The 10,635-nt window shown below is 61.5% G+C and carries 8 protein-coding genes, 2 pseudogenes and 1 riboswitch; of the genes and pseudogenes, 1 reads left to right on the top strand and 9 read right to left on the bottom strand.

The window, feature by feature from the left end:
* A partial coding sequence (locus AB5Y97_RS09580) for a transposase (RefSeq protein WP_368157254.1) occupies nucleotides 1–279 on the bottom strand: 279 nt, incomplete at its 3' end.
* Nucleotides 280–357: 78 nt separating this feature from the next.
* Here AB5Y97_RS09580 and AB5Y97_RS09575 point away from each other — a divergent pair.
* Entirely contained in the window at nucleotides 358–753 is a 396-nt protein-coding gene (locus tag AB5Y97_RS09575; RefSeq protein ID WP_368157704.1) for a hypothetical protein, read from the top strand.
* A gap of 621 nt (nucleotides 754–1,374) precedes the next feature.
* Here the strand turns inward: AB5Y97_RS09575 and thiH are convergent.
* From thiH to AB5Y97_RS09535, 8 genes and pseudogenes are all read right to left on the bottom strand, one after another.
* Nucleotides 1,375–2,646, bottom strand: a complete 1,272-nt coding sequence (gene thiH, locus AB5Y97_RS09570; RefSeq protein ID WP_368157706.1) for a 2-iminoacetate synthase ThiH — start codon at nucleotides 2,644–2,646, stop codon at nucleotides 1,375–1,377.
* A 35-nt stretch (nucleotides 2,647–2,681) separates the two neighbouring features.
* On the bottom strand, nucleotides 2,682–3,449 hold the full coding sequence (locus tag AB5Y97_RS09565) for a thiazole synthase (RefSeq protein ID WP_216973736.1): 768 nt from the start codon (nucleotides 3,447–3,449) through the stop codon (nucleotides 2,682–2,684).
* An 85-nt stretch (nucleotides 3,450–3,534) separates the two neighbouring features.
* A complete protein-coding gene (gene thiS, locus AB5Y97_RS09560) occupies nucleotides 3,535–3,741 on the bottom strand; it encodes a sulfur carrier protein ThiS (RefSeq protein WP_040096417.1) in 207 nt (68 codons plus the stop codon).
* Nucleotides 3,738–4,514, bottom strand: a complete 777-nt coding sequence (locus tag AB5Y97_RS09555; protein ID WP_201947738.1) for a HesA/MoeB/ThiF family protein — start codon at nucleotides 4,512–4,514, stop codon at nucleotides 3,738–3,740. Before AB5Y97_RS09555 ends, thiS begins: the two co-directional genes overlap by 4 nt.
* Nucleotides 4,504–6,111 carry a thiamine phosphate synthase gene (gene thiE, locus AB5Y97_RS09550; protein ID WP_201947740.1) on the bottom strand — a complete coding sequence of 536 codons (1,608 nt, stop codon included), beginning with the start codon at nucleotides 6,109–6,111 and terminating at the stop codon, nucleotides 4,504–4,506. The genes AB5Y97_RS09555 and thiE overlap by 11 nt, the downstream gene beginning before the upstream one ends.
* A complete protein-coding gene (gene thiC, locus AB5Y97_RS09545) occupies nucleotides 6,108–8,099 on the bottom strand; it encodes a phosphomethylpyrimidine synthase ThiC (RefSeq protein ID WP_368157700.1) in 1,992 nt (663 codons plus the stop codon). The genes thiE and thiC overlap by 4 nt, the downstream gene beginning before the upstream one ends.
* A gap of 280 nt (nucleotides 8,100–8,379) precedes the next feature.
* Nucleotides 8,380–8,492, bottom strand: a riboswitch (TPP riboswitch).
* Between the two features lie 269 nt (nucleotides 8,493–8,761).
* Nucleotides 8,762–9,934 (bottom strand): annotated as a pseudogene (gene aerA, locus AB5Y97_RS09540) (aerolysin AerA); the annotation flags it as partial.
* 26 nt (nucleotides 9,935–9,960) lie between these two features.
* Nucleotides 9,961–10,635 (bottom strand): annotated as a pseudogene (locus AB5Y97_RS09535) (ISAs1-like element ISAs12 family transposase); the annotation flags it as partial.

The following is a 10,635-nucleotide window of genomic DNA, read 5'->3' as shown; positions in this document are numbered from 1 at the left end:
TATCTGCTCCGGGCTCCACCACCAGGCGAGTGTCAGCTCGACAAACTGGATGACATCGGCAGATAGCCGAGATTTGGCCGCACTGGCCCGTCGGTGGGTGGCGTGCTGATGCGCATTGTCTGGCTGGTAGCCCTGCGGCCCGGCGTTACGACGCAGCTCCCGGTAGAGGGTGGAGCGATGAACGCCAATGGCGCGTGCGGTGGCAAGGATGGACATCCCCTGTGCGCGAAGCACCGATAACTGGTATCGTTGCCCCTCGGTCAACTGCTGATAGCTCATGGTGATACTGCTTTTACTTTGGCGAGCATAAGGGTACCACCAATCATCAGTTGGCCACCTCTCGCCATTCATCCATGAGTGTCGCACTTATTATCTGAATTCCCGGATGACAGTGAAGTTGAAAAGTGGATTAATGAACGGATACCAGTAATAAACAGTTTCATCAAGACTCATTCTGAATGGAGTAGACTTCCTTATCGTTTTGAACTTTGGACTAGTGGAAAAATAACAGAACAAGCTAAAACTTTAATTGATAATAAAAACACTGAAACATCTAAATATACAATTAATTTTTTTGATGGGGATGACTTACTAAAATTAGTACATGAAAGCAATGACTCCGGACTGATAAAGTCATACAAACAACACTTTATTAACCACCCACTAAAAGAGGAAAGAAAAATTCAAAAAAGAACACTACAAAAGCAAATTCGAGATGAAGCTAGATGTTTAAACATTGAATCTGAATTATAAACCTCATGAGGCCAAGATAATTATATTCAGTTTTTCCAGACGACCTGAAATTGGAAGTCAAGCATCCGTTGGATGCAATGAACGATGTAAAATACACCTCTTATCATAACTATCCCATTTGTTGTCGTTGTAGTTTGCTCTATTGATTGAGACCTACGATTCCCCCCTGAGGTGATGGTGGGCACGGTTTTGGTTCCCCCTCCAATCCGCCGAGGGGAAGGAGCAAGGTCAGGAGCGCCATCAGGGATGATGGCGCAGACGCAGCCGGCACAGGGATGTGCCGTCTGCGGCGGTCCGTCCGACCTTGCACCTGACCCGAGGGAAACCGCGTAGCGGTCGGATTGGCGGGGGTGGCCTTTCTTTTGGTAACTTTTCTTTGGCCATGCAAAGAAAAGTTACTCGCCCAAGCCCGAAGGGCGGGCGAAACCCTTTCGAGGCCAGCGGCCTCGCGTCCTGCTCGGTGTAGCCGAGCCGTCTACCATCCCCAAAAAATGCAAAGCGGACGATTACGCCTACCGGCTAATCGACCCTACGATTGTACGGCGCAGCCGTGCCTGCTTGCCACAGGCACGGCGTCTGGCTGAACGCTCGGATGCCACCGGCAAAGGGGCGTGGCCGCCCCTATCGGCCCAGGAAGGGTTCCCAGTCCTTGAACACCGGCTGCAACCCCGCCTGCCGGACGGCGGCGGCCACCTCGCCGAGGGATCTGTCGTCGTGGATGGCGAACTGCTCCAGCTCCTCTTTATCCCCCTCGGCATAGCCACCCGGCTGGGTACGCGACTCGGCCGACATCTGGGTAATGCCAAGGCGCACCGCGCCGTTGCGAAACGCCGGCGATTCCCGGGTCGAGAGGGACAAGTCCAGGGTCGGCGAGAAGAGGCGCCAGGCGCAGATTAGCTGGGCCAGCTGGCGATCCGACATGATGACGGAAGGCTCCAGCCCACCGGTGCAGGGGCGCAGGCGTGGGAAGGAGAGCGAGTAGCGGCTCTGCCAGTGGTGGCGCTCAAGCCAGGCGAGGTGCTCGGCGACGAAGTAGCTGTCGGCACGCCAGTCTGAGGAGAGACCGATCAGCGCCCCCAGCCCTATCTTGTCGATGCCGGCACGGCCGAGCCGATCCGGTGTAGCTAGGCGCCATGCGATGTCCTGCTTGTTGCCGCGCAGGTGGTGGCGGGCATAGGTGGGGGCGTGGTAGGTCTCCTGATAGACCATGACGGAGTCGAGGCCGAGAGTCTTGAGCTCGGCGTATTCGTCTTGCGAGAGGGGCTGCACCTCCATCGCTACCGTGCTGAAGTGACGGCGGATGATGGGCATCACCTCGCGAAAATAGCCGAGCCCCACCTTGTGCTCGTGTTCGCCGGTCACCAGCAGCACGCTGTCAAAGCCCCGTGCCTTGATGGCCAGACACTCGCGCTCAATCTCCTCGCTATTCAAGGTCTTGCGCTTGAGGCGGTTGCTCATGGAGAAGCCGCAGTAGGTGCAGTCGTTGGCGCACAGGTTCGACAGATAGAGCGGCACATAGAAGCCGATGGTGTTGCCAAAACGCTGGCGGGTGAGGCGTTCGGCCTCGGCCGCCATCTGCGGCAAAAACGCCTCGGCGGCCGGCGAGATCAGCGCCATAAAGTCCGCCAGGGTGCGGCGGGGTGCGCTTAGCGCTCGCGCCACGTCGGCGGCAGTTTTGCCGCGGATCTGCATGCCGATATCGTCCCAATCAAGCTCCTGCCAACGATTGGCAAAATCCAACCCCCTCCCGGCCTCCCCCTTGGGAGGGGGAGGAGCGCAGAACTCGCCTCCTTCAAGCACCGAATCAGCCTCTGCCCTCACCCCCAGCCCCTCTCCCAGAGGGAGAGGGGGGCTAAACACATCAGCCTCGGGAGAAACCGAGGAAGAGGCCATTGCCATTGGCTCTCGCCCTGAGCCCGCATCATGACTCATAGCGCCCCCAGAAAATCGGTCAGCGGGCTGGAAGCCTGGGCCTGCACGCCGCGCGCCCCCAGGCCCGCCTTATAGGCGCTACGTCCTGCCTCACAGGCCAACGCGAAGGCGCGGCCCATGGCGACCGGGTCTCCGCTGACGGCAATGGCGGTATTGACCAGCACGGCGTCGGCGCCCAGCTCAAAGGCGGCGGCGGCGTGGCTCGGGGCACCTATGCCCGCATCCACCACCACGGGCACATTGGCCTGCTCGACGATGATGGAGAGAAACTCCCGGGTCACCAGTCCCTGGTTCGAGCCGATAGGCGCGCCGAGCGGCATCACGGCGGCGCAGCCCACCTCTTCGAGCCGTTTGCACAGCACGGGGTCGGCGCCGCAGTAGGGCAGCACCACAAAGCCCTCTTTCACCAGCTGCTCGGCGGCTTTCAGCGTCTCGATGGGATCGGGCAAGAGATAGCGCGGGTCGGGGTGGATCTCCAGCTTGAGCCAGTTCGTCCCCAGCGCCTCGCGGGCGAGGTGGGCGGCAAATACCGCCTCGGCGGCGGTCTTGGCGCCGGAGGTGTTGGGCAGCAGCTTGACCCCGAGTTGCAGCAAGGGGCTCAGGATATCGTCGTGGGCCTTGCCCGGTTCGAGCCGCTTGATGGCCATGGTGACGAGCTGGGAGCCGCTCGCCTCAATGGCGGCGGCCATCAGTTCCGGGCGGGCAAACTTGCCGGTGCCGGTGAAGAGGCGCGACGAGAAGGTGTGATCGGCAATTGTCAGCATGTCAGCCTCCGGCCACTGCGATAAGAAGAGATGAGGCCCCGCCGCAAGGCAGAACGCTCGAAGATGGGACTGTGAGCATCATGGGTCAGCCTCCCGCAATGGCGGTAAAGAGGTGAAGTTCGTCCCCGTCATTGAGACGGGTTTCGGCCCAGCGGCCACGGGGCAGCACGGCGCCGTTAAGGGCCACCGCTACGCCCTGTGGATTAACTTCTTGCGCCGCCAGCAGGTCGGCCACGCTCTGCCCTGCCGCCAGCGGCTGGGCTTTATCGTTGAGTCGAATGGTGAGGGTCATGGGGTGATCTCCTTATCGTGTGTCGGGCATCGGCGCTGCCCGCAGACCGGGCAATCGGGGTCGGGGGCCAGAGTGAGGGTCTGCCACTGATGGGCCAAAGCATCGAAACGGCGCAATGTGCCGGCGACCGGGCTTGGCATCCCGAGCAGCAGTTTCAGCGCCTCCAGCGCCTGCAAAGAGCCCACCACCCCGACCAGCGGGCCGGTGACGCCGCTGGTCTCGCAGCGCTCGGCGATCTTGGTATCCAGCGGATAGAGGCAGGCGTAGCAGGCGTGATCGCTGCTGGTTCGCGCCATCAGCTGCCCCTGCCAACCCACTGCGGCGGCGGAGATCCAGGGCTTGCCCTGAGCCACGCAGGCGGCGTTGATGGCCTGGCGGGTGGCGAGGTTGTCGCAGCTGTCGATCACCAGATCTACCTCGGCCACAAACTCCGGCAGGCTGGCGGCATCGAGCCGCTGGTTGATGGCAATCAGCTCCACCAGCGGATTGTGGGCGGCCAAGCGCTCGCGGGCCAGCTCCGCCTTGGAGTGATTGACCGCCTCGCTATCGAACAGGATCTGGCGCGGCAGATTGCTGGAATCGACCGTGTCGCCATCGGCCAGCCACAAGGTGCCCACCCCGGCTCCGGCCAGATAGAGGGCCAGCGGCGAGCCGAGCCCGCCGAGACCGACGATCAGCACCGATTTATCCTTGAGCCGTGCCTGCCCTTCTTCACCCACTTCCGCCAGCATCAGCTGGCGGCCATATCTGAGGTATTCCGCATCAGAGAGCATGTTCAGCCTCCCGTATAACAGTGGCTGAACGCGGCTCATCCCCTGCCCCCACGGCCGCCAGCAGCCGCTCGGTCGCCCCCTGCCAGTCGTCACTGGCAGTGATGGCCGAGACCAGCGCGATGCTGCCGACCCCACTCCCCTTGACCGCCGCCACCCGCTCCTCGCTGATGCCGCCGATGGCCACCGTCGGCCAGTCGCACATCAGGGCGCGGTAGCGGTGCAGCCGCACCAGCCCCTGCGGGCGGGAAGGCATCGCCTTGGTGTTGGTCGGGAAGATATGACCCAGCGCCATATAGGAGGGGGCCAGCTCGCGGGCCCGCATCAGCTCGAAGTAGCCGTGAGTGGAGATGCCAAGGCGCAGTCCGGCGGCCTGAATGGCGGCGAGATCGGCGGTCTCCATATCCTCCTGCCCCAGATGCACGCCCCAGGCGCCTGCCTCGATGGCCTGCTGCCAGTAGTCGTTGATAAAGAGTCGTGCCCCATGGCGGCGACCGAGCGCTACCGCATCACGAATGGCCGGTGCTACCTCTGCGGCAGGCAGATTCTTGATCCGCAGCTGGATGGTCTTGACCCCCTGCCCCAGCAGGCGGCGCAGCCACTTGACCGAATCGACCACCGGATAGAGGCCGAGGTTGTGTTCGGTCGGCGCGAAGGGGCCATCCGGCAGGCGGGCGCTGCTTGTCTGATAAAGTCCGAAGCGGCGATCGAGGGTTGATCCCGCCAACACGGCGCGGGGGAAGTGGGCAAGATCGGCTGGCCAGCCGAGATGGGCGATGGGCCCCGGGCCTGCGCCCACCCCCTGCGCCGCCGCCAGCCCCTGTTGCAGGTAGGCACGCGCCAGGGTGATGGCGTCCTCCACCGGATAATCCTGCGCCACCACGGCGGCTATGGCGCTGGCGTAGCAGCAGCCGGTGCCGTGGCCGTGGCGGGTATTCAGGCGCGGCGCCGCCAGCCAGAATTCGCGGGTCTCGTCCTGGTAGTAGTCGAGGCAGAGCTCACCGCTCCAACCCAGATGGCCGCCCTTGACCAGCACGGCGCGGGCGCCCAGTTCGCGCAGCCGCTGGGCGGCGAAGCGCACCAGCACAGGGCTGGTCGCGGGAATGCCGGTCAGGGCTTCCAGTTCGGGGCCGTTGGGGGTGATAAGCGACAGACGTGGCAACAGCTGCTCGCGCACCGCCTCCAGCATATTGGGCTCCGCCATCGGGGTGCCGGTGCTCGCGATGGCCACCGGGTCGTAGACCACGAAGGGGGCCTCGATAGTTGCCAGTCGGCGGGCCAATACCTCCACATGGAGCCGGGTCGGCAGCAGGCCGATCTTGATGGCGGCGGGCGGCAGATCGACGCCAAGGGCGTCGATCTGGGCGGTGAAGGTCTGCATCAGCACGGGGTCAACCATCTTCACCGCCACCGAGTTCTGGGCTGTGATGGCGGAGATAACCGAACAGCCGTGCACGCCAAGGTCGTGCAATGTGTGCAAGTCGGCCTGAATGCCGGCACCGCCGCCGGAGTCGGAACCGGCGATGGTCCAGACAACTGGGCGGGAGTCCGTCACAGGCAGCAGATCGGCGGAGCTGACAGCCCCGCTTGCTCTGCTCACACCTCCTCCCCTGCGGCCTGTTTCAGCGCCGCCGCCTGATGGTAGATCTCGCCACCGGTCTCCTTGAAAGTTTCCGCCATCCGGGCCATGCCGCTCGCCACCTGAGCCACTACCTGCTCCTGCTGACCATCCATACCGACCAGCTTGATCTCCACCGCTTCAAGCTTGGCTGCGTAATCGCGCACATCCTGAGTGATCTTCATGGAGCAGAACTTGGGCCCGCACATGGAGCAGAAGTGGGCCACCTTGCCGGACTCCTGCGGCAGGGTCTCGTCGTGGTAGGCGCGGGCGGTGTCGGGATCCAGGGCCAGATTGAACTGATCCTCCCAGCGGAACTCGAAGCGCGCCTTGGACATGGCGTTGTCGCGGATCTGCGCGCCCGGGTGCCCCTTGGCCAGATCCGCAGCGTGAGCGGCGATCTTGTAGGTAATCAGCCCCTGCTTCACATCCTCCTTGTTGGGCAGCCCCAGATGCTCCTTGGGGGTGACGTAGCAGAGCATGGCGCAGCCGTACCAGCCGATGAGCGCGGCGCCGATGCCGGAGGTGAAGTGATCGTAACCCGGGGCGATGTCGGTGGTGAGCGGGCCCAGCGTATAGAACGGCGCCTCGTGGCAGTGCTCCAGCTGCTCGGTCATGTTGCGCTCGATCATGTGCATCGGCACGTGACCCGGCCCCTCGATCATCACCTGCACGTCGTACTCCCAGGCAATTTGTGTCAGCTCGCCCAGTGTGCGCAGCTCGGCGAACTGGGCCTCGTCGTTGGCGTCATAGACGGAGCCGGGGCGCAGACCGTCGCCCAGCGACAACGCCACATCATAGGCGGCGCAGATCTCGCAGATTTCGCGGAAGTGCTGGTAGAGGAAGTTCTCCTTGTGGTGGGAGAGGCACCACTTGGCCATGATGCTGCCGCCGCGCGAGACGATGCCGGTGAGGCGCTTGGCAGTCATCGGCACGAAGCGCAGCAAGACGCCGGCGTGGATGGTGAAGTAGTCCACCCCCTGCTCGGCCTGCTCCAGCAGGGTATCGCGGAACAGCTCCCAGGTGAGCTCTTCGGCGATGCCGTTGGTCTTCTCCAGCGCCTGATAGATGGGCACGGTACCGATGGGCACCGGGCTGTTGCGCAGGATCCACTCGCGGGTCTCGTGGATGTAGCGGCCGGTGGAGAGATCCATGACGGTGTCGGCGCCCCAGCGGGTGGACCAGACCAGCTTCTCCACCTCCTCCTCGATGCTGGAGGTGACCGCCGAGTTGCCGATGTTGGCGTTGATCTTCACCAGAAAATTGCGGCCGATGATCATCGGCTCCGCTTCCGGGTGGTTGATGTTGCTGGGGATGATGGCGCGACCGGCGGCCACCTCATCGCGCACAAATTCGGGGGTGATGTTCTGGGGCAAACGGGCACCGAAATCGCGGCCCGGATGCTGGGTGCGCAGGAGCTCGGAGCGCACCCGCTCGCGGCCCATGTTCTCGCGAATGGCGATAAATTCCATCTCGGGAGTGACGATACCGGTACGGGCATAGTGGAGCTGGGTAACCCGACGACCCGGCTTGGCGCGGCGCGGTTTCGGCAAGTGCTCGAAGCGCAGGTGATCCAGCCCCTCGTCGGCCAGCCGCTCCTGAGTGAAGGTGGAGCTGAGCCCCGGCAGTTCGTCGGTGTCATCGCGCTCCAGCACCCAGTTTTCCCGCAGGCGCGGCAGACCGCGGCGCACGTCGATGGCGACCCCCTCCTCCCCGTAACGGCCCGAGGTGTCGTAGACCGGCACCGGCTCGTTGGGCTCGAACCGGGGATCTTCTTTGGTGCCGCCGACGAAGGTGTCGGCCAGCTGGATCTCCCGCAGGGGAACACGAATATCGGGGCGGGAGCCTTCGATAAAGATGCGGCGGGAGTTGGGGTGAGCCATCCCCTTGAGGCTGTCGATAAAGGCCTGGGCGCTGGAGCGCTGCTCGCGGCGGCTGGATTTGGCGGTATCAGATACGGAAGTAGACATAGCAAAACTCACATTAACTGGTTGAAGTTATGGGTGTTTGCTTGTCTGGAGTTCGAGGAGAAGATGAACTTGCGGCGGGGTGTTTATCTCGGGAGGGAGTGCGCACGTGATGGATCTCCGCGCTGTTGTTCTGCCACTTCCCGCTCTCTGCATGCTGTGGGCAAGGCGCCCCACGTGCTGGAAAACCGGACGGGACAGACTCCCTCCTGTGCGCCCTGACCCATCAAGGGTGAGCCCTTTGATGAGCGGAAGAGGCTTGTTCCTCCTCCGGCGCAGTAACCCGCAAGTTACCCTTGTTCCCTTCGCAGGTTTTAACCTGATCAGGTTCCACGGATCCCGAATTAACGGTCTCAGCTTCGCGTCGTTCGACGGTCAGCACTCCGACAAGATGGCGCCAGTATAAGGGGGAAAATTTAAAGCACAAGCCGTTAACAATCTGGCCAACACACCTCTTTCAACAAATGAGTGAACAATGCCTCGCTCACGGGGCCACCCCAAACAGAGGTCAAACGCGTTGGCATCACCTTGGCAAGCCACAGATTCCCGCTGTGATCATGCAGGGAGAAGAGGAGAAAAAGAGGGAAAGTCGAGGGACACAGAGCAAGAGCCGCGTCTTGCGCAGAACAGAAACAGGCCCCTATGAAAGGGGCCTGCGAGTGAGGTTATTGAACCGGCACTATGGTCAGGGATACGTTGCCAAACCCTTCGTTGGCAAGGGCCTCACTGTCCAGATCCACACCGGTCAGAGCCACACCTTCAGCAGAGGCGTTACGCAACTGGGCAGCCTTCGCGGAACGGGTCTGGGGCTGACCGATTTCGATATCGCCGGCAAACTGGCTCTCGGCATAGAAGTCACCGGTCACCGCCGAACGGATCGGGCGCAGCACACGACCCAGGTTATTCTGCATGGTCGACAAACCATACTCGCCGATGGTCCAGTTCCAGTCCCACCACTTCACTTCACCCGGGATATAACGCTTGTCCCACTGGTAGCGAATGCTGCTTGCCTTGTCGCGGAACGGGCCGACGGCAAAGGTGTGCTCCCAGGTGGGGCGATTCTCAGGATGGGTATACCAGGCATTGCCGCCCCAACGCAGGAAGCCCTTCATGGTCAGGTCATAATTGACCTCGGCCTTGAACTCGTAGGGGTAGGAGATGTTGGACTTGTAGAGGGCAACCCGCACCGGCAGGCTGGAGTGAGGCGGCACCGTGGGGCGCGCTTCAACCGAGACGGTCTCGGTCGTCGAGCCCCCTTTCTGGGAGGCCCAGCTCTGGCTCGCAGCGATCTCGATGGCCAGTTCAGTTTCACCCACCAGCGGCCACTGAAACTTGTTCTTGGTGGTCACCTTCTCGCTCAGGCTGTAGGTGTCGGTCTTTGACCAGTTGGTGGCCTTGTCATACTTCAGGGTCACCACCACCTGCTGAGGCAAATCCGTGTAGTTGGTCGCATTGGCCGTGATGGTCTTCACCAGCTGCTTGCCGCTCTCGGTGACCTGACCATGGCTGAAGGAGTCGGGTTCCAGGGTATATGAGAAGTTGCTTACCTTGATGGAGCTCTTCTCCCCGCAACGATATCCGGAGCAGCCGCCGTCATTATTTCCCTTTATCAACCAGCCATCGCCAACCCGGGTAACATCCATATCTTCCCCGACATAGGGGCTATGATTTCCACCCACCCAGGCGTATCCCAAATAATGAGCGAGATAACTGACCGGCTTGACAAAATAATCATTATCATGGACAAGACGCCATTGCACATCGACCTCATCACCCGCTGGAATATTCCAGTCAGAGAGTGTTGGTATTTCTCCGGAAACAGGTGAATTGGGATAACACCCAGGGTGAGAGCGTGAACATTTTGTTAAATTTCACCCAGTTTTTTGAGACCCGCATTGAGTACCGTTTCCAGATATTCACTGCTCATTCCTGCGATTTTTTGCTTCCGTCTTACGCTCGCCTTGCGTGAAGTCTCGGCCCTGAGCATGTTCAGCCCCATGTGCCGGATGCACGCCAAAATCTCTGCGGCATCACCGCGATAAATCGGGCAATCATCCTCGCCCATCGTGACGTCCAGCACCCAGTGCAGGCTATTTTCGATGGCCCAGTGCCCACGCACCGCTCGCGCAAACTCATCCTGCACCAACGCTTTGGAACTGATGAAATAACGCTGCTCTATGGTAATTTTTTGCATATTTTCAACGCGATAGGAGATGGCCACGCCAATGCTGTGCAACTGTTTCCAATGAGGAAACTGGGCGGCCAACTCGCCCGCCGCCATGACATGGTACTCACGACCATCGATGCGGCCATGAGCCTTCTCAAGCGTCATCGTCTCTGCGCATAACGGGGTGGCCGCCAGCGGGGCGAGGGCCTGTCGAACCGCCTCGAACAACTTGGGTTGGTTGCCTTTGACGGCCAATAAGTAATCGCCACCTTGCTGAAGGATGGTCTCGGCGATCTCGGTCTGGCACCCCATCGCATCGATGGATACCAGGCAGCCTTTGATGTCGAGCAGCGCCAGCAACTCGGGAATAGC

The sequence above is a fragment of the Aeromonas sp. R10-2 genome, from assembly GCF_040908445.1.
GTDB classification, from domain to species: domain Bacteria; phylum Pseudomonadota; class Gammaproteobacteria; order Enterobacterales; family Aeromonadaceae; genus Aeromonas; species Aeromonas veronii.
The sequence above is the reverse complement of the archived record's forward strand: the minus strand, read 5'-3'. Positions and strand labels throughout refer to the sequence as shown.

Coding starts and splice junctions, on each gene's coding strand:
- thiH (WP_368157706.1), bottom strand. CDS start 2,646: ATGGCCTCTTCCTCGGTTTCTCCCGAGGCTGATGTGTTTAGCCCCCCT.
- AB5Y97_RS09565 (WP_216973736.1), bottom strand. CDS start 3,449: ATGCTGACAATTGCCGATCACACCTTCTCGTCGCGCCTCTTCACCGGC.
- thiS (WP_040096417.1), bottom strand. CDS start 3,741: ATGACCCTCACCATTCGACTCAACGATAAAGCCCAGCCGCTGGCGGCA.
- AB5Y97_RS09555 (WP_201947738.1), bottom strand. CDS start 4,514: ATGCTCTCTGATGCGGAATACCTCAGATATGGCCGCCAGCTGATGCTG.
- thiC (WP_368157700.1), bottom strand. CDS start 8,099: ATGTCTACTTCCGTATCTGATACCGCCAAATCCAGCCGCCGCGAGCAG.